The sequence below is a fragment of the Escherichia sp. MOD1-EC6475 genome (assembly GCF_003046645.1).
Lineage (GTDB): Bacteria > Pseudomonadota > Gammaproteobacteria > Enterobacterales > Enterobacteriaceae > Escherichia > Escherichia ruysiae.
The window spans coordinates 18,513-41,810 of sequence record NZ_PZKQ01000039.1 but is presented as its reverse complement, the minus strand read 5'-3'; the positions used below and the strand labels follow the sequence as shown (position 1 = coordinate 41,810).

Below are 23,298 nucleotides of genomic sequence, written 5' to 3'. Positions count from 1 at the left end.
CAACGTTGCAGATAAAGGACAAAGCAATGGCAATCCACAATCGTGCAGGTCAACCTGCACAACAGAGTGATTTGATTAACGTCGCCCAACTGACGGCGCAATATTATGTACTGAAACCAGAAGCAGGGAATGCGGAGCACGCGGTGAAATTCGGTACTTCCGGTCACCGTGGCAGTGCAGCGCGCCACAGCTTTAACGAGCCGCACATTCTGGCGATCGCTCAGGCAATTGCTGAAGAACGTGCGAAAAACGGCATCACTGGCCCTTGCTATGTGGGTAAAGATACTCACGCCCTGTCCGAGCCTGCGTTCATTTCCGTACTGGAAGTGCTGGCAGCGAACGGCGTTGATGTCATTGTGCAGGAAAACAATGGCTTCACCCCGACACCTGCCGTTTCCAATGCCATTCTGGTTCACAATAAAAAAGGTGGCCCGCTGGCAGACGGTATCGTGATTACACCGTCCCATAACCCGCCGGAAGATGGTGGTATCAAGTACAATCCGCCAAATGGTGGCCCGGCTGATACCAACGTCACCAAAGTGGTGGAAGACAGAGCCAACGCACTGCTGGCCGATGGTCTGAAAGGCGTGAAACGTATCTCCCTCGACGAAGCGATGGCATCCGGTCATGTGAAAGAGCAGGATCTGGTGCAGCCGTTTGTGGAAGGTCTGGCTGATATCGTTGATATGGCGGCGATTCAGAAAGCTGGCCTGACGCTGGGCGTTGATCCGCTGGGCGGTTCCGGTATCGAATACTGGAAGCGCATTGGCGAGTATTACAACCTCAACTTGACCATCGTTAACGATCAGGTCGATCAAACCTTCCGCTTTATGCACCTCGATAAAGACGGCGCGATCCGTATGGACTGTTCCTCCGAGTGTGCGATGGCGGGGCTGCTGGCACTGCGTGATAAGTTCGACCTGGCGTTTGCTAACGACCCGGATTATGACCGTCACGGTATCGTCACTCCGGCAGGTTTGATGAATCCGAACCACTACCTGGCAGTGGCGATCAACTACCTGTTCCAGCATCGTCCGCAGTGGGGCAAAGATGTTGCCGTGGGTAAAACGCTGGTTTCTTCTGCGATGATCGACCGCGTGGTCAACGATTTGGGTCGCAAGCTGGTGGAAGTACCGGTAGGCTTCAAATGGTTTGTTGATGGTCTGTTCGACGGCAGCTTCGGCTTTGGCGGCGAAGAGAGCGCAGGGGCTTCCTTCCTGCGTTTCGACGGCACGCCGTGGTCCACCGATAAAGACGGCATCATTATGTGTCTGCTGGCGGCGGAAATTACCGCAGTCACCGGTAAGAACCCGCAGGAACACTACAACGAACTGGCGAAACGCTTTGGTGCGCCGAGCTACAACCGTTTGCAGGCAGCTGCGACTTCCGCGCAAAAAGCGGCGCTGTCTAAGCTGTCTCCGGAAATGGTGAGCGCCAGCACCCTGGCAGGTGACCCGATCACCGCACGTCTGACGGCGGCACCGGGTAATGGTGCTTCTATCGGCGGTCTGAAAGTGATGACTGACAACGGCTGGTTCGCCGCGCGTCCGTCAGGCACGGAAGACGCATACAAGATCTACTGCGAAAGCTTCCTTGGTGAAGAACATCGCAAGCAGATCGAGAAAGAAGCGGTTGAGATTGTTAGCGAAGTTCTGAAAAACGCGTAAACACATTAAATAAGAAAAAGGGCGGTCGGAAGATCGCCCCTTTTACTTATGATTGCCTGATACGCTACGCTTATCAGGCCTACGAGGATAGTGCAATATATTGAATTTGCGCGATTTTGTGGGCTGGATAAGGCGCTTGCGCCACCTGCGGCATGAACAACGAGCACTTTGTTAATAATCCCAAAGGGCGATCATTCGATCGCCCTTTTTTACTTCGCTTTATTAACCGTGTTTATTTTTCAGTTCAAAGCGGGGTGATACCAGACCATACAGTGTCCAGCCGAGGAAGGTCACGATGGAGCCATACAGCATGGCCTCTTCCCCAGACGAGTACAGCGCATAGAAGCTGTACATTGCACCAATAAAGGCAACAAAGTTAGCCACTTTCGCTTTAGCAGCCGGAACATTAGCTGCTTTCTGAATGATCACCAATGCTGCCATCGACAGAATATACGGGATAATATTGGTCACCACGGCCAGGTTGACCAACACGTTGAACTGGCTGTTCAGCGACGGGCTAATGGTCATCAGCGATAATCCACTCTGGATAATCACAATGGTCAACATTCCCTGAACCGGTGCATCCACTTTGGTTACACGAGAGAAAATTTTCGGGAAGTACCCTTCATCGGCAGAAGATTTAAACACCTGGGCAATGGTGAACTGCCAACCGAGCAGTGAACCGCAGCAGGACATCACCATCAACGCCATAATCACTTTACCGACTTCCGGTGTGAACATCTGCGCGAAGGCCAGACCAAACGGTGCCGTTGAATTTGCCAGCTCCATATTTGGCACAATCCCGGCAATCACGTTAGTAGAGACGATATAAATTACTGCCGCACCCAACGTACCGCCAAGAACAGCAATTGGCACGTTACGTTCCGGGTTTTCTACCACTTCAGCGTTCGCACAGGCCGATTCCAGACCGAGAAAAGCCCACAATGTCATGGCGATGGAAGAACCAACCGCGCTAAAGAAGGGCGCATGATGCGGGTTCCAGGAGTCAGCGTAAAGCGTCGGGCTGAACCAGAACCAGCCGATAATGCACAGGCCAATTACCGGAATAATGACACCCCACACGGTAATGCTACTGATCTGCCCGGTAATGCGTGCACCACCAAAGTTAGCCACGGTACATACCCACAGCACAGCAATAGTGGCAAGACCAATCTGAACAGGCGAAAGGGTTGTGTCAAACAACTCAGTACCGTAGCCAACGGCGGAAATAGCGATGGCGACATTGGCAATCAGCAGTGACACACCGTAGGTATAGTTCGCCATGAAGTTACCGGATTTACCGAAGGCATATTCGGCATAACCCCCCATACCACCTGATTTACGACTATACATACCGCATTTTGCAAAGGCCCAGGCCAGCGCCATTGAGCCTACGGCGGTGACCAGCCAGGAGATAATCGAGATCGTCCCGACTTCGGCTAGTTTGGTCGGCAGCATAATGATGCCGGAACCCATCATGTTGACCATCGTCAGTATGGTTAACTGCACGACGCCCATTTTATTCGCTTTAGCCTGACTCATAATTTTTCTCCCTTCAGCAGGGCGCTTTGTGCTTCGCTTGATTTGATGACATAGCACCAGACCTGTTTGCGACCGTCATGTTCTTCGATGTAGACCCCCTGTAATTCCGGCGCAAAACCTGGCAGCAGGTTAATGCCTTCTTCCAGGGCAATGAAGTAACGCAGAACTGCACCGCCCCAGACTTCACCCGGAACAACACACAGCACGCCCGGAGGATAAGGCAGGGCACCTTCGGCTGCGATACGCCCTTCTGCATCCGGCAGACGAACCAGCTCCACCTCACCGCGTAAGTAGGCGTAGTTAGCTTCTTGTGGGTTCATGCTGACGCGAGGGAAGTGTTCCTTACGGAACATCTCTTTTTGCAGTTGTTTCACGTTATGACGGGCATACAGGTCGTGCATTTCCTGGCACAACTGACGCAGGGTATAACCGGCGTAACGGGCTTCATGCTGTTTGTAAATGGAAGGCAGTACGTCCGCCAGAGGCGCATCATCTTCCAGCAGTTTTTCGAAACGTACTAGCAGGGCGACAAGCTGCTGTAGTTTGGCCATATCTTCTGCCGGAGTCAGCAGGAATAAAATGGAGTTAAGGTCGCATTTTTCTGGAACGACACCATTTTCACGCAGGAAGTTAGCGAGAATGGTTGCAGGAACACCGAATGCCTCATATTCGCCGTTACGTGCATCAATGCCTGGGGTAGTCAGTAGCAGCTTGCACGGATCGACAAAATATTGGTTTTCTGCGTAGCCTTCAAAAGAGTGCCAGTGTTCTCCTGGTACAAACTGGAAGAAACGCAGGTCATTGGCAATTTCAGCGGTGGGATATGACTGCCATGGCTTGCCATCCACCAGTTCAGGAACGAACGGACGAATATGATGACAGTTTTCAAGGATCAGTTTGCGGGCATCAATGCCATTCGCCACGCAGTCCATCCACATATTGCGACCGCTTACGCCTTCATGCATTTTAGCGTTGACGTCCAGTGCCGCGAACAGCGGATAGAACGGACTTGTGGAGGCATGCATCATAAAGGCATTGTTCATGCGTTTATGCGGTACATAACGCGGTTGACCTTTGATATGGCGGTCTTTTTTATGAATTTGTGATGTCTGGGAAAAACCCGCCTGCTGTTTATGGACTGACTGCGTAACCAGAATGCCCGGATCGTTTTCATTAAGCTCCAGCAGCAGCGGCGAACAGTCAGCCATCATCGGGATAAACTGCTCGTAGCCGACCCATGCGGAGTCAAACAGAATGTAGTCACACAGATGACCAATTTTATCCACTACCTGACGGGCGTTATAAATTGTACCGTCGTAGGTGCCTAACTGAATAACCGCGAGGCGGAACGGACGCGCCTCTTTTGCCCGCTGCGGTGCGACTTCTGCAATCAGTTCGCGCAGGTAATTTTCTTCGAAGCAGTGCGCATCAATGCCACCGATAAAGCCATACGGGTTGCGTGCTGTTTCCAGATAAACCGGTGTTGCACCAGCTTGTAGCAACGCCCCGTGGTGATTAGATTTATGGTTATTGCGGTCAAACAGCACCAGATCGCCCGGTGTCAGCAGTGCGTTTAATACCACTTTGTTTGAAGAGGAGGTGCCGTTTAAAACGAAGTAGGTTTTATCGGCATTAAACACTTTTGCTGCGTGTTGTTGTGCGATACACGGTGCGCCTTCATGAATTAGCAGGTCACCCATTGCCACGTCGGCGTTGCACAAGTCAGAACGGAAAAGAGTTTCACCAAAATACTCTACAAACTGGTTACCTGCCGGATGGCGACGGAAAAATTCGCCGCCCTGATGACCGGGGCAATCAAATGCGCTGTTACCCTGATTGACATAATCGACCAGTGCGCGGAAGAAAGGTGGGCGTAACAGGGTTTCATAATGACTGGCAGCGGTTTCTAACTGGCGACCGTAAAACGTTTTCCGCGCTTCGCAATGTTCGAAGACACCCGAAATACGTGACAGGTATTTTGCTGGCACATGATCTTCATTTTCCGTGGCAATAAATACAGGAATGCCATAGCCAGTAGCGTCTATTTCATCGAGTTTTCCACGTTCAACATCATCGACCGATAAAACAATGGCAGCAACGTCAATATAATTACTTTCGTCAATGTTCACGCATACACGATGAGTGGAAAAGTAATTCTGGCAAGAACGACTAACGGCAATTTTTAATTCTGACATTTTTCATCTCTTTATTTCAGGTAATAGCAGGTCCTCAATTTCTCAATAGAGAAATTGATAACGCCGGAAAAAAGCAAAACATCACCCCTGATAAATAAATCAGTAGTTTGCTTTTTGTAGATGCAATAACCCGACCAGCCCGGTAACTGGCAATACTCTACCTGTCCAGATTGCGACGTAGCGATCTGAATTAATAAGGGTATAAAAGGGTTAGCAATGCATGAGCACCAGGGATACAGGTATTAACCTGTGATGCTTAAAGACAGGGAGACCTGTATTTTGAGGTGCCCTTTAGTCAGAAGACTAGCGGGCATTAAAGAAATGAAAGTCAAAGCTATTGCGATGGGAAAACTTCATAATATGAGTTGTTCGCCTTATATGGGGCATTGCACGGTTATTATTTTCCATTTTCCTTTACCTTTTTCTGTATCAGTTGAAGGTAAAATTATTCTATCCAGGAAATGTCTCTAATCTATGAAGAAGATCAAAAAAATGGTCAAACTAAAAGTTGTTAATCATAAAGTATGGATGGTGCAAAACAGAATGTTGCTTTGTTTTTTTTGATTTTGTAATTTAATTGTTTGTGTTTTGTTAGCGCATTAATCCTGCTGAATAATAATGTTTCAGCAGGGCTAATTTTAAAATAATAATTCTTTTAAAAGTGCAAAAAATGAATAAATATTCAAAGCATAAACCGATATCCAATACCGGTTTCAGTAATAAAATGGCGAGGCCGAGCTGGGTCTTGTTCCAGTTTTTGTCGCAGATGCCCCATATAAATACGCAAATAGTGGCTGTGTTCAACCGCGTTTGGTCCCCACACCTGGTTGAGGAGCTGGCGCTGGGTGAGCACTTTTCCCGCATTATTGAGCAACACTGCCAGCAGGCGAAACTCAATCGGGGTGAGATGCACCTCTTCCTCACCCCGATGGATCACACGAGCCGCTAAATCGACGGTAACATCAGAAAACTTCACTACCGGATCGGGTGCGGCGGTAGCTGAGTGGCGGCGTAAAGCGACGCGCAGACGCGCCTGCAATTCGCCAATGCCAAACGGTTTACTCAGGTAATCATCAGCTCCGGCATCCAGCGCGGCGATTTTGTCGCTCTCTTCACTACGTGCGGAAAGCACAATCACCGGCACTACGCTCCACTGGCGCAGGTCGCGGATAAACTCAATTCCATCGCCATCGGGCAGACCGAGATCGAGAATAATCAAATCCGGCTTGCGGGTTGCCGCTTCCAGCAAGCCGCGTTGCAGCGTTTCGGCCTCAAAGACACGCATACCGTCGCCCTCCAGCGCCGTGCGCAGAAAGCGACGAATAGCTTGTTCATCTTCAACAATCAGAACGTTTGTCACATATCCTCATGAAATTCTTCAAGTTCAGGGGCAGTTTGCTGGGGAAGTGTAACACGAAAACAGGCACCACCTTCCGGTCGGTTGAATGCGGTAATGGTGCCGCCGTGTACATCCACAATCGCCCGACAAATTGCCAGCCCAAGCCCGACGCCCGGTACTGCCGACTCCTTATTTCCGCGAGCAAACTTATCGAATATCGTCTGCTCCTGGCCTGGCGGAAGACCGGGGCCGTTATCCCAGACATCCAGTTGTAGATTTTCGCCCTCAACGTGGGCATCGATACCAATTTCGGCCTGTGCGCCCGCGTATTTCACCGCGTTCTCCAGCAGATTAATCAGCAACCGTTCAAAGAGTGGCCCGTCAACGTGGATTAAAGTCAGTGGTTCTGGCAATGACAGGTTGATGGGCGATGATAAACCCGGTTCCAGCATTTGCAGCGCACTGCCGACCACTTCTTCCAGCGTTAACCACTCTTTCTTCAAATTAAAGCCGCCGGACTGAATTCGCGCCATATCGAGTAAATTATTCACCAGGCGGGTGGTGTTCAGCACATGTTGGCGAATTTCGCTGGCCTGGCGAGCGTGCGGAGAACCTTCACTCGCCAGATCGAGCGTTAAGATTTCTGCCTGACCGAATAGCACCGTGAGCGGGGTGCGTAAATCATGCGAAAGTGCCGCCAGCAGAGCGTTGCGGATCTGTTCACGTTCGCTTGCCATCCGCGCCTGTTCTTCGCTGGCGGTCAGCGTCAGCCGCTCAAGGGCATTGGCGACTAACAGCGTAAACGTTTCCAGCAGGCGCTGCTGTTCCGGGATCATCAACTGGCGCAGATTCCCCGGTTCCACCACCACCAGCCCGTAGGTTTTCTCGCCGCTTTTTAACGGCAAAATCTGGTACGGCACGCCGGGTAACGTGTCGGTGCCCGCGCCCGCTGGCAGGCCTTTATCAAAACTCCACTGCGCGATGGCATCGTCCCACGGCGTCATTCCCTGCGGATGTGTCAACGGCTGCAATTTGCCATTGTCATCAGGTAGCAGCACCTGGCTGCGGGCATGAAACGTGGAGGCAATAAATTGTTCGCTGGTGGCGGCGATGTCCTGCGGACTGCGGCCCACCGCCAGAGCTTTCGACATTTCATATAAGTGCCGTGTGCGTTGCTCGCGGTAACGGGCTACCCGCGCCTGATAACGCACACCCGCAGTAAGGTTCCCGATCACCAGCCCGACGGTTAACATCACCGCGAAGGTCAGCAGATATTGCACATCAGAGACGGCGAGCGTGCCGCGTGGGGCGATAAAAAAGAGATCGAAACTCACCACATTAATGACGGTGGCGACCACTGAAGGCCAGCGCCCATAAAACAGCGCCACCACCACCACGCCAAGCAGATACAGCATCACCAGGTTGGCGGCATCAAACGCCATCAGCCACTGCATGGCAATTAAGGTGATAACGGCGCATAACGCGGCGGCAACCACGCATCCCTGAATCTGTACCCGCCACTTGTCTTTAAAAGAGCGGCTATCCGGCGCGTTGTTAAGCGTGCGGGCGGGTGGTTCATCAAGCGCGACCAGCACCTGATCGAGATCGGGGGCGATGCGCGCCAGCCGGTCAGCAAACGTTTCCCGACGCCACCAGCGGCGCGAGGCCGGACGACCGAGAATAATCTTGCCGAGATTATGTTCACGGGCATAACGCACTACTGCTTTTTCTTCTGCCGGATCAGAAAGCGTTGCCGTCTCTGCACCTAACTCCTGCGCCAGACGTAAGGCGCTGAGAATTGCCCGGCGTTTTTTCTCCGATAAGCGGTGCAGGGCAGGGGTTTCAACATACACCGCGTGCCAGATGCTCCCCAGCCTTGACGCCAGCCGCGCCGCCGCGCGAACCAGTTTTTCGCTGCCGGTGTTATGCCCGATGCATAAAAGGATCGCGTCGCGCGTGTGCCAGACTTTCTCTTCGCCAGGATGCCCCCGCCAGGCGCGCATTTGCTCATCTACGCGATCGGCAGTACGGCGCAGTGCCAGTTCGCGCAGGGCGATCAGATTGCCTTTGCGGAAAAAATGTTCAATGGCGCGCTCCGCCTGCCCGGCAATATAGACTTTGCCTTCTTTCAGCCGTTGACGCAGATCGTCCGGGGGCAAGTCCACCAGAACTACGTCGTCGGCGGCATCAAAAAAAGGATCAGGCACGGTTTCCCGTACCTGAATTCCGGTGACGCCGCTGACCACATCGTTCAGGCTTTCCAGATGTTGAACGTTGACGGTAGTGAAAACATCAATGCCAGCTTCCAGCAGCTCTTCGATGTCCTGCCAGCGTTTGGGATGACGGGAACCTGGCGCATTACTGTGCGCCAGTTCGTCCATTAAGATAAGCGCCGGACGGCGGGCGAGGGCGGCATCGAGATCAAACTCGCTGATATTCCGCCCACGATACGCCTGGCGTTTCAGTGGCAAAACAGCCAGACCTTCCAGCATGGCGGCGGTATCTTTCCGCCCGTGGGTTTCTACCACGCCAACCACAATATCCAGCCCTTGCGCCCGCAGTCGCTGGGCTTCTGCCAGCATCGCCCAGGTCTTCCCGACGCCTGCACAGGCACCGAAGAAAACTTTTAGCTTCCCCCGATGCGGCGCGGCAGTTTGTTCCAGCAGACGGTCGGGATCGGGACGTAAGGGTTCGTTATTCATCAAGCTTATCCAGCGCCAGATTGAGTTCGACAATATTGACGACCGGCTGGCCGATATATTTCACCAGCGGTTGTTGGCTGTATTTTGCGATCAGCTGCGTGAGCTGTTCAACGCTGAGATTACGCGCTTTCGCCACGCGTGGGATCTGCCAGACCGCCGCTTGCGGGGTAATGTTATTGTCCAGCCCGCTTGCTGACGCCGTCACCAGTTCAACCGGAACGTTCGTGCTGGCATCCGGGTTAGCGGCTCGTAATGCAGTAACGCGTGCGGCTATTAGTTTATCCAGCTCCGGGTTACTGACCGCCAGATTGCTCCCGCCAGAAGCCTGTGAATTATAGGGCATTTCTGCCGTTGCCGACGGGCGACCATGAAAATAACCGTTGCCGGTAAAATTCTGCCCGATTAATGCCGAACCGCGCACCGTATCACCTTCACGGATCAACGAACCATTGGCTTGCCAGGGAAACCACCATTGCCCCAGCGCGGTGGTCAGTAGCGGATAAACACCGCCAGTGATCAATAACAGAAAGAGAAATGTCGATAATGCTGGACGTAATCCACTCATGGTAACCCTCACACCAGACCGCAAACGGTCAGTAGTAAATCAATCACTTTGATACCGATAAACGGCACCAGTAGCCCACCCAGACCGTAAATCCATAAGTTACGGCGCAACATGGCAGAAGCGGTAAGCGGTTTATAACTCACGCCTTTTAACGCCAGAGGAATTAAAAAGACGATAATCAAGGCGTTGAAAATCACCGCACTGAGAATGGCGGAGTCGGGCGAATGCAGGCGCATGATGTTCAGCGCATTTAACTGCGGATACGTTGCCGCGAACGCCGCCGGAATAATGGCGAAGTATTTCGCCACATCGTTGGCAATGCTGAAGGTGGTGAGCGAGCCACGGGTCATCAGCATCTGTTTGCCAATGTGCACCACCTCGATCAACTTGGTCGGGTTGGAGTCGAGATCCACCATATTGCCCGCTTCTTTCGCCGCCTGAGTGCCGGAGTTCATCGCCACCGCGACATCTGCCTGCGCCAGCGCCGGAGCATCGTTGGTGCCGTCGCCGGTCATCGCCACCAAACGGCCTTCCGCCTGATACTGACGAATCAATGCCAGCTTGGCCTCCGGTGTCGCTTCGGCGAGAAAATCATCGACACCCGCTTCCGCAGCAATCGCGGCGGCAGTCAGACGGTTATCTCCGGTAATCATCACCGTTTTAATGCCCATTTGGCGCAGTTGTGCGAAACGCTCTTTGATACCGCCTTTGACGATGTCTTTCAGCGCAATAACGCCCAGCACGCGGGAACCTTCTACTACTACCAGCGGCGTGGCACCCTGACGCGCAACGTTATCAACTTTTTGATCGACATCGGCAGGGAAGTGACCACCGTTAGCTTCAACATGGCGGCGAATGGCATCGACAGAACCTTTACGGATCATCCGGTTGTCGATGTTGATCCCACTCATCCGGCTTTGTGCAGTAAATGGCACAAAGGTGGCATGGAGCGACTGCACATCGCGCTCGCGCAGGTTAAAACGCTGCTTGGCGAGGATCACAATACTGCGGCCTTCCGGCGTTTCGTCGGCTAGCGAAGCCAGTTGTGCGGCATCGGCCAGCGTTTTTTCCTCTATGCCCTGGGCGGGGATAAACTCCGATGCCTGACGGTTACCGAGTGTGATGGTGCCGGTTTTATCCAGTAGCAGGACGTCAACGTCACCCGCTGCTTCAACTGCCCGTCCGCTGGTGGCAATCACATTCGCGCCCAGCATCCGACTCATCCCGGCGACGCCGATCGCCGACAGCAAGCCGCCAATAGTCGTTGGGATCAGACAGACCAGCAGCGCCACCAGTACCGTTACGCTGACTGCATTACCGCCCCACGCGGAAAACGGCCACAGCGTGGCGGTTGCCAGTAAAAAGACGATAGTCAGGGCAATCAGCAGGATGGTCAGGGCAATCTCGTTCGGCGTTTTACGTCGCTGTGCGCCTTCCACCATTGCGATCATCCGATCCAGAAACGTCTCGCCGGGGTTAACGCTGCATTCAATCACCAGCCAGTCAGAAAGAATACGCGTTCCGCCGGTGACGGAGGCAAAATCACCGCCGGATTCACGGATCACCGGAGCCGATTCCCCGGTGATGGCGCTTTCATCGACCGATGCGCCGCCTTCAATGACTTCACCATCGCAGGGGATAATATCGCCAGCTTCTACCAGTACGATATCGCCTTTACGTAGTTGATCGGCAGGAACTTTGTCCGCCGCAGCGCCATATTTCGGCTCACGCAGCTTGCGGGCAAAGGCAGTTTTTTTCACCCCTTTCAGACTGTTGGCCTGCGCTTTACTGCGGCCTTCTGCCAGCGCCTCGGCGAAATTAGCGAACAGTACGGTGACCCACAGCCAGCCGCTAATTGCCGCACTAAACAGCGCATTGCCAGGCATTGCACCGCTTGCCATCGCGATGCTAATACAGGTGGTCAGCAGACTGCCGATCCAGACGATAAACATCACCGGATTGCGCCATTGCGCCTGCGGGTTTAATTTTTTCACCGCTTCTTTCAGCGCCTGAACGACAAGTGTTGGTTCGAATAGCGCCAGTTGTTTACGACTCATATTCAGTGCTCACTCAATATCATCAGGAGAGATATTCCGCCACCGGACCAAGCGCCAGGGCAGGGATAAAGGTCAGTGCGCCAACCAGCAACACGGTGCCGATTAACAGGCCAACAAACAGCGGGCCGTGCGTTGGCAGCGTGCCGGAGCTGGCGGGTTGGCTCTTTTTACTCACCAGCGAACCGGCAATTGCCATCACCGGGATAATCACCCCGAAGCGACCGACAAACATGCAGAACGCCAGTAAACAGTTCCAGAACGGAGAGTTGGCGCTTAATCCGGCAAAGGCGCTGCCGTTGTTATTAGCGGCGGATGACACGGCGTACAGCACTTCGCTAAAACCATGCGGGCCAGGGTTGAGCATGGCGCTACGTCCGGCGTCGGTCATCATTGCCAGCGCCGCGCCCATCAGCACCAGCGTCGGGGTGACCAGAATCGCCAGCGCGGTCAGTTTCATCTCGCGCACGTCGATTTTTTTACCCAGATATTCCGGTGTGCGACCAATCATCAGCCCGGCAATAAACACCGCCAGCAGGACGAACAGCATCATGCCGTAAAGGCCAGAACCAACGCCGCCGAATACCACTTCACCAATTTGCATCAACCACATCGGCACCATGCCGCCAGGGGCGGTAAACGAATCATGCATCGCAATCACCGCACCGCAGGAAGCCGCCGTGGTCACAACCGCAAACAGGCTACTGACCAGCACGCCAAAACGGCTCTCTTTACCTTCCATATTGATGTTACTGTCTGCGCCGAGCGCCAGCAGATGCGGATTACCCTGAACTTCTGCCCACATCACCACGCCTACGCAGATGACAAAAATAATCGACATCGCCCACAACAACATGCGTCCCTGGCGGCGATCGCCCGCCACTTCGCCAAAGGCAAAGCACAGTGCTGTTGGGATCAAGAAGATCGCCAGCATTTGCACGAAGTTGGTCAGTGCGGTCGGGTTTTCAAACGGATGCGACGAGTTGGCATTAAAGAAGCCACCGCCATTAGTGCCGAGCATCTTAATCGCTTCCTGAGAAGCCACCGGCCCCATTGGTAACAGTTGTTGTGCTCCTTCAACGGTCGTCACAGCCTGATAGGGCAGAAAGTTTTGCAGCGCACCTTGTTGAATAAAAAACAGTGCGATCAACAACGCCACAGGGGCTAACACCCATAACGTGATGCGTAGCAGATCGACCCAGGCATTACCGAGCGTGCTCATGCTCTGGCGGGTAAACGCGCGGATAAGGGCAAAAATCACCGCAATCCCGCTGGCGGCAGAAAGAAAGTTTTGTACCGTTAGGCCCGCCATTTGGCTGAAATAACTCAACGTGGTTTCACCGCTGTAAGATTGCCAGTTGGTATTAGTCACAAAGCTGACGGCAGTATTCAGCGCCAGATCCCACGACAGCCCCGGCAGTTGCTGCGGATTAAGCGGCAGATAATGCTGACCGAGCAACATAAAATACAGTAGCGCCAGCCCCAGCATATTCAGACAGAGAATGGCAGAGAGATATTGCCTCCAGTTCATCTCGCGACCAGAGACGCCAAGTGCGCGAAAGAGTACGCGCTCAACGCTCGCCGTACCGGGAAGAGGAATATCATTAATCAGCCGCGCCAGCCCGCTGCCTAAAGGGCGCGCCAGCACCATCAGCACCAGTAAAAACGTGGCGATCAGTAACAACCCTTGCGCAGCCATCAAAACGCCTCCGCATTGATCAGGGCATAAGCCAGATACCCCAGTAATAAAAACACCAGCAACACGCCGGTTATCACGCCTGCACTCACAGTGCACCTCCAGTGGCCTAAAAGTGATACCGGAAGGGTAGAATTCTGGCTGCAAAGATTTCGCAAAAATCTGCGGGCGGGGTGTAAAAAAAGTATAAAAATGGCAAAGACCGCAATTTAACTAATGGTTAGTATTGATTTAACTTTCATGTAACTTAATTACAGGGTGAATGTAAATAAACCATCAATAAGCAAAAATAAGTGGTCGGATGAGTAGTAAAATTACACAAAAGGCGGTACTATTTTCATCAGATAAACAAATTCATTTTCCGGTGCTATTCACCGGGTAGATACAAAAGGGGGGAGAAAAGTATGGAACTCTACAGAGAATATCCTGCATGGCTTATCTTTTTACGCCGTACTTATGCGGTTGCAGCGGGCGTTCTGGCGCTGCCTTTCATGCTTTTCTGGAAAGACCGCGCCCGCTTTTACAGCTACCTGCATCGCGTCTGGTCGAAAACCAGCGAGAAACCGGTGTGGATGGATCAGGCCGAAAAGGCAACCGGTGATTTTTATTGATTGCTAAGTTCTGAATACATTGAAAACCGCCAGGGGAAACACTGGCGGTTTTTTTTGTTTTCGCCGTCTACACTTACTCCTGTAAACCGTTCAGGAGCAGTAATGAATCAACAACTTTTTGATGAAAGCACCCTAATCCGTATCTTCGCGCTTCACGAGTTACACCGTCTTAAAGAGCGAGGCTTAACTCGCGCGGCGCTTCTCGATTATCACAGCCGCTATAAACTCGTATTTCTGGCTCATTCTCAGCCCGAATACCGCAAGCTCGGCCCGTTCGTGGCAGATATTCATCAGTGGCAAAATCTGGACGATTTTTACAATGAATACCGCCAGCGCGTAATCGTTTTGCTATCTCACCCCGCCAACCCGCGCGATCACACCAACGTTTTGATGCACGTTCAGGGGTATTTTCGTCCGCATCTTGATTCCACAGAACGTCAGCAACTGGCGGCGCTTATCGACAGTTATCGATGTGGCGAGCAACCGCTTCTTGCGCCGCTGATGCGTATCAAACACTATATGGCGCTTTATCCTAATGCCTGGCTTTCAGGGCAACGTTATTTCGAACTTTGGCCGCGTGTTATTAACTTGCGCCATGCAGGAGTTTTATGACCACCCATCTGGTCTGGTTTCGCCAGGATTTACGTCTGCAGGATAATCTCGCGCTGGCTGCCGCCTGCCGCAAGTCGTCTGCACGCGTGCTGGCGCTGTATATCGCTACACCACGCCAGTGGGCGGCGCATAGCATGTCGCCGCGTCAGGCTGAATTTATCAATGCGCAACTGAATGGGCTACAAATCGCGCTGGCAGAAAAAGGCATTCCTTTGTTATTTCATGAAGTGGATGACTTTGCCGCCAGCGCCGAAATGGTTAAACAGGTGTGCGGGGAAAATCGCGTTACCCATCTGTTTTATAACTATCAATATGAAGTGAATGAGCGGGCGCGGGATGTGCTGGTAGAAAAAACGCTGCGTAACGTGGTGTGTGAAGGATTTGATGACAGCGTGATCCTGCCGCCTGGCGCGGTGATGACCGGCAATCACGAGATGTACAAAGTCTTTACGCCGTTTAAGAATGCCTGGCTGAAACGGCTGCGGGAAGGGATGCCGGAGTGCGTCTCCGCACCGAAAGTGCGCCCAGGCGGGGCAATAACAGCAGGAACGCCGATTCCGCTGAATTACCCTCGTCAGTCTTTCGATACTGCGCATTTCCCGGTGGAAGAAAAAGCGGCGATTGCGCAATTACGCCATTTTTGCCAGAACGGTGCCGGAGAGTATGAGCAACAGCGTGATTTCCCGGCGGTAGAAGGCACCAGCCGTTTGTCCGCAAGCCTCGCAACGGGAGGATTATCGCCTCGCCAGTGTTTGCATCGCCTGCTGGCGGAACAACCGCAGGCGCTGGACGGTGGAGCGGGTAGCGTCTGGCTTAATGAGTTGATATGGCGCGAGTTTTACCGGCACCTGATAACGTATTACCCCTCGCTGTGTAAACATCGTCCGTTTATTGCCTGGACCGACCGCGTGCAGTGGCAGCGCAATCCCGCACATTTAAAGGCCTGGCAGGAAGGCAAAACCGGATACCCGATTGTCGATGCCGCCATGCGTCAGCTTAACAGCACTGGCTGGATGCATAACCGTTTGCGGATGATCACTGCCAGTTTTCTGGTGAAAGATTTGTTGATCGACTGGCGCGAAGGGGAGCGGTATTTCATGTCGCAGCTTATCGATGGTGATTTGGCAGCCAATAACGGCGGCTGGCAGTGGGCGGCTTCTACGGGTACTGATGCCGCGCCGTATTTTCGTATATTCAACCCGACAACCCAGGGCGAGAAATTTGACCGCGAGGGCGAGTTTATCCGCCAGTGGTTACCGGAGCTGCGCGATGTGCCGGGAAAATCGGTGCATGAGCCGTGGAAATGGGCGCAGAAAGTGGGTGTAAAGCTGGATTATCCAGAGCCGATTGTCGATCACAAAGAAGCCAGATTACGAACGCTGGCAGCGTATGAGGCGGCGAGGAAAGGGAAATAACAGACGCGTCAGGCAATTGTGCCCAGATGCCGGATGCGACGTGAACGCCGTATCCGGCCTACCTGATAGTGCAAATTTAATGAGCCATACAGACCTGATAAGACGCGTCAGCGTCGCATCAGGCGCTTATTAAGACTCCAGCGCCAGCGTGCGATTTCTGAACTTCAGCGTCTGGTACAGCCAAATCATCAGCACCAGCCCCACACAAGCCAGTGCACCCCAGGTGATTTGATCAAACACTTCAATATACGCGTTGATGGAGTAGTTGATCGCTCCGGAAGCATCAAACGAAGCTTGCGATGTCTGATCGGCAATGACGCCCGCCAGATAGTTAGCAATCGCGCCGGAAAGCAGCATATAAATGCCGGTTAATACGCCGGTCACGCCGGGAATTTCAATGCGCGTAATTTGCGACATGGCTACCGGATCGATAAACAGTTCGGCAAAGCCCATCACTGCCAGCCCCAGAACCATCAGCGGCAGGGAAGAGTGTCCATACATCGCAGACCAGCGGGCGCTTAAGGTCAGAATGCAGAATCCGGCGCTCATCAGACCGAGGCCAAGAGCAAATTTTCCCCAAATGCGCACGGTACGATTACCCGCCACGCTCTCTTTCACGACCCAGGCAAGGAACACCCCGCACAGCATGACCGCGAAGGCATTAATCGACTGAAACATAGCGGTCGGAACGGTATAACCGAAAATATCGCGGTTAACGAAACGGTCGATATAAAGGCTAATCGAACTGCCACCTTGTTGTGCGAAGGCCCAGAACAACATACTGAAGAAGGTAAGGGTAACAATCAGCCCCAGTTCTTTACGCTGTTTCTGGTTTTCTGCTTTGCGATAAATTTTTGCCAGCACCGCCAGTCCAATCACCGTGGCAACAACTAAGGCGTATACCGACCATTCTTTCCAGAACAATACAGTAATCAGCGCAGGTGTTGCGACCAGCAGAACCAGCAGCCATCCCCAGTTCGGCAGGAGAAAGTTTTTCGCACACAGCACCTCCTTATTAACGCCCCGGGTATGAGCGAAGTGACGATTGCCGCATAAGAAAATGACCAGCCCGGCGATCATCCCGACCGCAGCCAGGCCAAAGCCCATTGCCCAGCTGTACTCTTCCTGGGCGTAACCACAGGCGATTGGGGCGATAATAGAACCCACGTTACCTGCCGCATACATCAGCGAGAAACCGCCATCACGACGCGGATCGGTTGGCTCATAGAGTTCGCCAAGCAGGCAACTGACGTTGGATTTAAACAGGCCATAGCCGCAGACGATAATCGCCAGCGACAAATAGAGGAATGTCGGATGGATCTCGCTGGCTCCCAGCACCAGATGTCCGACCGCCATCAACAACGCTCCCAGCATTACCGCCATACGGTTGCCGAGCACTTTATCGGCCAGGAAGCCGCCAAGAATTGGTGTGACATATACCAGTGAACAGTAGGCACTGAATAACGCGTAAGCGTGGGTATCGTTGTACTTCAGTTGATTGGTGAGATAGAGAATCAGCAGGGCGCGCATTCCGTAGAAGCTAAAATATTCCCAGATTTGTAGCGCGACAACGTAGTAGATAGCGCGCGGCTGTGATGCGTGTTTATTCATGATAATTCCACAGTTGGATGCGACGCCACGTAATAAAAGCGCGGTGTGCGTGTGTTTCCTTAAAGTTAAAACCTTGATACAGATCTGATTATTTATGCAATATGCTGTCTGTTTGCATAAATATACATGAACTGTAGTGTGATGAGATAAACAATTTGCGCCTTTTGGCCGCCTGTTTGTTTCTTAATATGTCAAAAGATTGGCTATCGACGAACAGGCGAGGTAACGCTATGTTAACGGTGTAGCTATCAGAATACGGAAGGCGCGAAGATGAAAAACACCGAACTGGAACAACTGATTAACGAGAAACTGAACAGCGCGGCGATAAGTGATTACGCGCCGAATGGTTTGCAGGTGGAAGGCAAAGAGACGGTGCAAAAAATTGTTACCGGTGTCACTGCCAGCCAGGCTTTGCTCGATGAGGCAGTGCGTCTGGGCGCGGATGCGGTCATTGTGCATCATGGCTACTTCTGGAAAGGCGAATCTCCGGTAATTCGCGGCATGAAGCGTAACCGTTTAAAAACCTTGCTGGCGAATGATATCAACCTGTATGGCTGGCATCTGCCGCTGGACGCGCATCCGGAGCTTGGCAATAACGCACAACTGGCGGCGTTACTGGGGATCACGGTCATGGGCGAAATTGAGCCGTTGGTGCCGTGGGGCGAACTGACCATGCCTGTGCCGGGGCTGGAACTGGCTTCCTGGATTGAAGCGCGTCTGGGACGCAAGCCGTTATGGTGTGGCGATACCGGACCTGAGGTGGTGAAACGCGTCGCCTGGTGCACGGGCGGCGGACAAAGTTTTATCGATAGCGCCGCGCGTTTTGGCGTGGATGCATTTATTACTGGCGAAGTTTCTGAACAGACCATTCATTCGGCGCGCGAGCAGGGATTGCATTTTTATGCTGCAGGTCACCATGCCACCGAACGCGGTGGTATTCGCGCGTTGAGCGAGTGGCTGAATGAAAATACCGATCTTGAAGTGACTTTTATTGATATTCCTAATCCGGCATAACGAATAATCAGAGGGATCGAAAGTGCAACGAGCGCGTTGTTATCTGATAGGTGAAACGGCGGTAGTGCTGGAACTGGAACCGCCGGTGACGCTGGCTAGCCAGAAACGGATTTGGCGTCTGGCGCAGCGTCTGGTTGATATGCCGAATGTGGTGGAAGCCATTCCTGGCATGAACAATATTACGGTGATTTTGCGTAATCCTGAGTCGCTGGCGCTGGATGCTATAGAGCGTTTGCAACGCTGGTGGGAGGAGAGTGAGGCGCTGGAACCGGAGTCACGCCATATCGAAATCCCGGTGGTTTACGGTGGTGCTGGCGGGCCGGATTTATCGGTGGTCGCGGCACATTGTGGGTTGAGTGAAAAACAGGTTGTTGAATTGCACTCCTCCGTGGAATACGTGGTCTGGTTTTTAGGTTTTCAACCGGGCTTCCCGTATCTCGGTAGTTTGCCGGAACAACTACACACGCCGCGACGCGCTGAACCGCGTTTGCTCGTTCCGGCAGGTTCTGTCGGGATCGGTGGGGCGCAGACTGGTGTTTATCCGCTGGCAACGCCGGGGGGGTGGCAATTAATAGGCCATACCTCGCTCAGTTTATTTGACCCGACGCGAGACGAACCCATCTTATTACGTCCGGGAGACAGCGTGCGCTTTGTGCCGCAGAGGGAGGGAGTATGTTAAAAATTATTCGTGCGGGGATGTATACCACCGTGCAGGATGGTGGTCGTCACGGTTTTCGCCAGTCGGGTATCAGCCACTGCGGCGCACTGGATATGCCTGCGCTGCGTATTGCTAATCTGCTGGTGGGTAACGATGCCAACGCTCCCGCACTGGAAATCACGCTCGGTCAGTTAACGCTTGAATTTGAACGCGACGGCTGGTTTGCCCTGACTGGTGCAGGTTGCGAAGCGCGGCTGGATGATAACGCTGTCTGGACCGGCTGGCGCTTGCCGATGAAAGCAGGCCAGCGTTTAACCCTTAAACGGCCGCAACATGGCGTTCGTAGCTATCTGGCGGTCGCAGGCGGTATTGATGTTCCGCCAGTTATGGGGTCATGCAGTACCGATCTCAAAGTGGGGATTGGCGGGCTGGAAGGGCGTTTACTGAAGGATGGTGACCGACTCCCGATTGGCAAAGCAAAGCGGGATTTTATGGAAGCGCAGGGCGTTAAACAGCTTCTGTGGGGAAACCGCATTCGCGCCTTGCCGGGGCCGGAATATCATGAGTTCGATCGCGCCTCGCAGGATGCATTCTGGCGTTCGCCCTGGCAACTTAGCCCGCAAAGTAACCGGATGGGCTATCGCTTACAGGGGCAAATCTTAAAACGCACCACCGATCGCGAACTGTTATCTCACGGTTTGCTGCCGGGGGTGGTGCAAGTGCCGCATAACGGTCAGCCGATTGTGCTGATGAACGACGCGCAAACCACCGGCGGTTACCCGCGCATTGCCTGTATTATTGAAGCTGACATGTACCATCTGGCGCAAATCCCACTCGGGCAGCCCATTCATTTTGTCCAGTGTTCGCTGGAAGAGGCACTGAAAGCGCGCCAGGATCAGCAACGTTATTTCGAACAATTAGCGTGGCGGCTGCACAATGAAAATTGACCTGAACGCCGATCTGGGCGAAGGCTATGCCAGCGACGCTGAACTGTTAATGCTGGTTTCCTCAGCCAATATTGCCTGTGGATTTCATGCAGGCGACGCGCAAACCATGCTGCTAAGCGTTCGTGAAGCAATAAAAAATGGTGTCGCGATTGGCGCTCACCCGAGCTTTCCCGACAGGGAAAACTTTGGACGTAGCGCCATGCAACTGCCGCCGGAAACGGTTTACGCCCAGACGCTGTATCAAATTGGCGCGCTGGCAGCGATTACTCGTGCAGAAGGTGGCGTGATGCGCCACGTCAAACCGCACGGCATGTTATACAACCAGGCGGCGAAAGACGCACAACTGGCAGACGCTATCGCCAGAGCGATTTACGTTTGCGATCCGGCATTGATTCTCGTTGGACTGGCGGGAAGCGAACTGATCCGAGCAGGCAAGCGTAATGGCCTGACAACGCGCGAGGAAGTGTTTGCCGATCGCGGTTATCAGGCTGACGGCTCGCTGGTGCCGCGAAGCCAGCCAGGCGCGTTGATTGAAAACGAAGAACAGGCGCTGGCGCAGACGCTGGAGATGGTGCAACACGGCAGAGTCAAAAGTATCACCGGCGAATGGGCGAAGGTCACGGCGCAAACGGTCTGTCTGCATGGCGACGGCGAGCACGCACTGGCGTTCGCCCGCCGACTACGCGCTACATTTACCCAAAAGGGGATTGTTGTCGCAGCATAATCCCGATGAACAAAGAACGAAAAAAGGATATCACCATGCCTGAAGGCCCGGAGATCCGCCGCGCAGCGGATAACCTGGAGGCGGCGATCAAAGGCAAACCTCTAACTGATGTCTGGTTTGCCTTCCCGCAGTTAAAACCTTATCAATCACGACTTATCGGTCAACACGTTACCCATGTGGAAACGCGTGGTAAGGCGTTGTTAACTCATTTTTCCAACGACTTAACGCTCTATAGTCATAATCAGCTTTACGGCGTCTGGCGCGTGGTCGATACCGGCGAAGAGCCGCAGACCACGCGAGTATTGCGGGTAAAACTGCAAACGGCTGACAAAACCATTCTGCTTTATAGCGCCTCGGATATTGAGATGTTGACGCCGGAACAACTGACCACACATCCGTTTTTACAACGCGTTGGCCCCGATGTGCTGGATCCGAATCTGACGCCGGAGGTAGTGAAAGAACGGTTATTGTCGCCGCGCTTTCGTAACCGGCAGTTTGCCGGATTACTGCTCGATCAGGTGTTTCTGGCAGGGCTTGGCAATTATTTGCGGGTGGAGATCCTCTGGCAGGTCGGATTGACCGGAAGTCATAAAGCGAAAGAGCTCAACGAGGCGCAACTGGATGCACTCGCGCACGCGCTACTGGATATTCCGCGTCTTTCTTACGCTACGCGGGGGCAGGTGGATGAGAATAAACATCATGGCGCGCTGTTTCGCTTTAAGGTTTTTCATCGTGATGGCGAACCGTGCGAACGCTGTGGCGGCATCATTGAGAAAACCACGCTGTCATCGCGCCCGTTTTACTGGTGCCCTGGCTGCCAGCATTAGGCAGAACGTTTCGGCGCATAGGTTGAAATAAACCGTGCAATGGCTGGCCCCGTCAGCAAAATACTGAACAAGCGCAGGGTTTGCATCGCCATAATGAGCGCCATATCGGCATTGCTCCCTGCGGCGATGACCGCCACCGTATCAAGTCCGCCAGGGCTGGTGGCGAGGTAGGCGGTCATAAAATCAATATGCATAAACCGGGTCAGCCCCCACGCCATACCCGCACAAATAGCCAGTAGAGCAAAAATCGACAGCAGGATTTGCGGTAGCGGGCGTAGTGCTCGCAGTAAGATTTGCTTATCGAAGCCCAGACCAATTCGCCAACCAATCGCCATATAAGCTATCGCCAGCAGCCATTCTGGTAACTCAATTGTGATGAACTCGCCAGACTGGAGTACCGCGCCCGCCAGCATCGGGATGAGCATCGTGCCGGAAGGAAGACGTAGCAGGCATCCCGCCGTACCGGCAACGACCGCGAGCAAAATCGTAAGCAGGAGATTAATGCTGACTGGCGGGAACCAGACGATCTGTTGATTAACCGCTTCAGCGTTATCGCCCAGCATCATCCGCGTAACCAGAACTGCCGCACCTGCGACAAACAGTACTCGCAAATATTGCATAAACGCCACCAGACGAATATCTGCGCCGTAATCCTGCGCCATAGCGACCATTGCCGCTGCGCCGCCAGGAGAAGAACCCCAGGCGCCGGTATTACCCGGTAGCGAGCTATAGCGCACCAATAACCAGCCCACGATGGCGCTGGAAAGCAGCGTCACCAGTAAAATGGCTAACACAATTGGCCAGTTAACGGCCAGAGTAGTGAGGATCGAGCCAGTGAGGTTTTGCGCAATCATGCAGCCAAGAATGGCCTGCGCAGCAAGAAAAGCGGAGCGAGGGAGTTGCAGAGTCATTCCGCGCATACTGAAGATGATCCCGGCGATCATCGGCCCAAGTAATAGTGCCGCCGGGAGATGTACCGCGAGGAAACCAATAGAAAGGAGAAGTGATAACACACATAACATTCCCCACTGCAAGACTGGCATCCTTCGCTCCATCATTATTTTCTCTTTGGTGTATCGATACAGCATAAAGAAAGCCGGGCCTGGAAAAAATAACGGT

At 53.2% G+C, this 23,298-nt stretch carries 20 protein-coding genes and 1 pseudogene; 9 read left to right on the top strand and 12 right to left on the bottom strand.

The window, feature by feature from the left end; translation table 11 throughout:
* The first annotated feature begins 26 nt into the window (after nucleotides 1-26).
* Nucleotides 27-1,667 (top strand): phosphoglucomutase (alpha-D-glucose-1,6-bisphosphate-dependent), encoded by a 1,641-nt coding sequence (gene pgm / locus A7589_RS13115; RefSeq protein ID WP_001297249.1) that lies wholly within the window; start codon nucleotides 27-29, stop codon nucleotides 1,665-1,667.
* Nucleotides 1,668-1,889: 222 nt separating this feature from the next.
* On the opposite strand, the gene potE is transcribed toward pgm, so the two are convergent.
* The 10 genes and pseudogenes from potE to kdpF all read right to left on the bottom strand — a co-directional run bounded on the left by potE (nucleotide 1,890) and on the right by kdpF (nucleotide 13,852).
* Nucleotides 1,890-3,209 carry a putrescine-ornithine antiporter gene (gene potE / locus A7589_RS13110; protein WP_000075810.1) on the bottom strand — a complete coding sequence of 440 codons (1,320 nt, stop codon included), beginning with the start codon at nucleotides 3,207-3,209 and terminating at the stop codon, nucleotides 1,890-1,892.
* The gene (speF, locus tag A7589_RS13105; RefSeq protein ID WP_001292416.1) at nucleotides 3,206-5,404 is read right to left on the bottom strand and encodes an ornithine decarboxylase SpeF; all 2,199 of its coding nucleotides are present in this window, start codon (nucleotides 5,402-5,404) and stop codon (nucleotides 3,206-3,208) included. The genes potE and speF overlap by 4 nt, the downstream gene beginning before the upstream one ends.
* Before the next feature lie 303 nt (nucleotides 5,405-5,707).
* Nucleotides 5,708-5,812, bottom strand: coding sequence for a leader peptide SpeFL (gene speFL, locus A7589_RS13100; RefSeq protein ID WP_107164369.1), 105 nt, complete (start codon nucleotides 5,810-5,812; stop codon nucleotides 5,708-5,710).
* Nucleotides 5,779-5,898, bottom strand: a pseudogene (locus tag A7589_RS23715) (TonB-dependent receptor). The gene speFL and the pseudogene A7589_RS23715 overlap by 34 nt, the downstream one beginning before the upstream one ends.
* A gap of 188 nt (nucleotides 5,899-6,086) precedes the next feature.
* Nucleotides 6,087-6,764, bottom strand: coding sequence for a two-component system response regulator KdpE (gene kdpE, locus A7589_RS13090; protein WP_000186091.1), 678 nt, complete (start codon nucleotides 6,762-6,764; stop codon nucleotides 6,087-6,089).
* The gene (kdpD, locus tag A7589_RS13085) at nucleotides 6,761-9,445 is read right to left on the bottom strand and encodes a two-component system sensor histidine kinase KdpD (RefSeq protein ID WP_010354861.1); all 2,685 of its coding nucleotides are present in this window, start codon (nucleotides 9,443-9,445) and stop codon (nucleotides 6,761-6,763) included. The genes kdpE and kdpD overlap by 4 nt, the downstream gene beginning before the upstream one ends.
* Entirely contained in the window at nucleotides 9,438-10,010 is a 573-nt protein-coding gene (gene kdpC / locus A7589_RS13080) for a K(+)-transporting ATPase subunit C (RefSeq protein ID WP_010354859.1), read from the bottom strand. The genes kdpD and kdpC overlap by 8 nt, the downstream gene beginning before the upstream one ends.
* A gap of 8 nt (nucleotides 10,011-10,018) precedes the next feature.
* The gene (gene kdpB / locus A7589_RS13075) at nucleotides 10,019-12,067 is read right to left on the bottom strand and encodes a potassium-transporting ATPase subunit KdpB (protein WP_108188874.1); all 2,049 of its coding nucleotides are present in this window, start codon (nucleotides 12,065-12,067) and stop codon (nucleotides 10,019-10,021) included.
* A 22-nt stretch (nucleotides 12,068-12,089) separates the two neighbouring features.
* On the bottom strand, nucleotides 12,090-13,763 hold the full coding sequence (gene kdpA / locus A7589_RS13070) for a potassium-transporting ATPase subunit KdpA (RefSeq protein ID WP_000741175.1): 1,674 nt from the start codon (nucleotides 13,761-13,763) through the stop codon (nucleotides 12,090-12,092).
* Complete coding sequence (kdpF, locus tag A7589_RS13065) at nucleotides 13,763-13,852, bottom strand: K(+)-transporting ATPase subunit F (protein ID WP_010356539.1); 90 nt, start codon at nucleotides 13,850-13,852, stop codon at nucleotides 13,763-13,765. The genes kdpA and kdpF overlap by 1 nt, the downstream gene beginning before the upstream one ends.
* A 312-nt stretch (nucleotides 13,853-14,164) precedes the next feature.
* On the opposite strand from kdpF, the gene A7589_RS13060 reads away from it, so the two are divergent.
* The 3 genes from A7589_RS13060 (at nucleotide 14,165) to phrB (ending at nucleotide 16,398) form a co-directional block, all read left to right on the top strand.
* Nucleotides 14,165-14,371, top strand: a complete 207-nt coding sequence (locus tag A7589_RS13060) for a YbfA family protein (protein ID WP_000424926.1) — start codon at nucleotides 14,165-14,167, stop codon at nucleotides 14,369-14,371.
* A gap of 102 nt (nucleotides 14,372-14,473) precedes the next feature.
* A complete protein-coding gene (locus A7589_RS13055) occupies nucleotides 14,474-14,983 on the top strand; it encodes a YbgA family protein (RefSeq protein WP_001075790.1) in 510 nt (169 codons plus the stop codon).
* A complete protein-coding gene (gene phrB / locus A7589_RS13050) occupies nucleotides 14,980-16,398 on the top strand; it encodes a deoxyribodipyrimidine photo-lyase (protein WP_000207163.1) in 1,419 nt (472 codons plus the stop codon). Before A7589_RS13055 ends, phrB begins: the two co-directional genes overlap by 4 nt.
* A gap of 129 nt (nucleotides 16,399-16,527) precedes the next feature.
* Here the strand turns inward: phrB and dtpD are convergent, their stop codons facing one another.
* The gene (gene dtpD, locus A7589_RS13045) at nucleotides 16,528-18,009 is read right to left on the bottom strand and encodes a dipeptide permease DtpD (RefSeq protein WP_001032672.1); all 1,482 of its coding nucleotides are present in this window, start codon (nucleotides 18,007-18,009) and stop codon (nucleotides 16,528-16,530) included.
* A gap of 270 nt (nucleotides 18,010-18,279) precedes the next feature.
* Between dtpD and ybgI the strand changes: the two genes are divergently transcribed.
* The 5 genes from ybgI to nei are packed head-to-tail and all read left to right on the top strand — an operon-like array spanning nucleotide 18,280 to nucleotide 22,179.
* Nucleotides 18,280-19,023 (top strand): radiation resistance protein YbgI, encoded by a 744-nt coding sequence (gene ybgI / locus A7589_RS13040; protein WP_000798868.1) that lies wholly within the window; start codon nucleotides 18,280-18,282, stop codon nucleotides 19,021-19,023.
* A gap of 22 nt (nucleotides 19,024-19,045) precedes the next feature.
* On the top strand, nucleotides 19,046-19,702 hold the full coding sequence (gene pxpB / locus A7589_RS13035) for a 5-oxoprolinase subunit PxpB (protein WP_016231632.1): 657 nt from the start codon (nucleotides 19,046-19,048) through the stop codon (nucleotides 19,700-19,702).
* Complete coding sequence (pxpC, locus tag A7589_RS13030) at nucleotides 19,696-20,628, top strand: 5-oxoprolinase subunit PxpC (RefSeq protein WP_108188873.1); 933 nt, start codon at nucleotides 19,696-19,698, stop codon at nucleotides 20,626-20,628. The genes pxpB and pxpC overlap by 7 nt, the downstream gene beginning before the upstream one ends.
* Nucleotides 20,618-21,352 (top strand): 5-oxoprolinase subunit PxpA, encoded by a 735-nt coding sequence (gene pxpA, locus A7589_RS13025; RefSeq protein ID WP_000687173.1) that lies wholly within the window; start codon nucleotides 20,618-20,620, stop codon nucleotides 21,350-21,352. Before pxpC ends, pxpA begins: the two co-directional genes overlap by 11 nt.
* Before the next feature lie 35 nt (nucleotides 21,353-21,387).
* On the top strand, nucleotides 21,388-22,179 hold the full coding sequence (gene nei / locus A7589_RS13020) for an endonuclease VIII (protein WP_024257439.1): 792 nt from the start codon (nucleotides 21,388-21,390) through the stop codon (nucleotides 22,177-22,179).
* On the opposite strand, the gene A7589_RS13015 is transcribed toward nei, so the two are convergent.
* Nucleotides 22,176-23,222: an AbrB family transcriptional regulator gene (locus tag A7589_RS13015; protein ID WP_001144721.1), complete on the bottom strand. Its 1,047-nt coding sequence runs from the start codon at nucleotides 23,220-23,222 to the stop codon at nucleotides 22,176-22,178. The two genes, nei and A7589_RS13015, sit on opposite strands and share 4 nt — an antisense overlap.
* Between the last annotated feature and the right edge of the window lie 76 nt (nucleotides 23,223-23,298).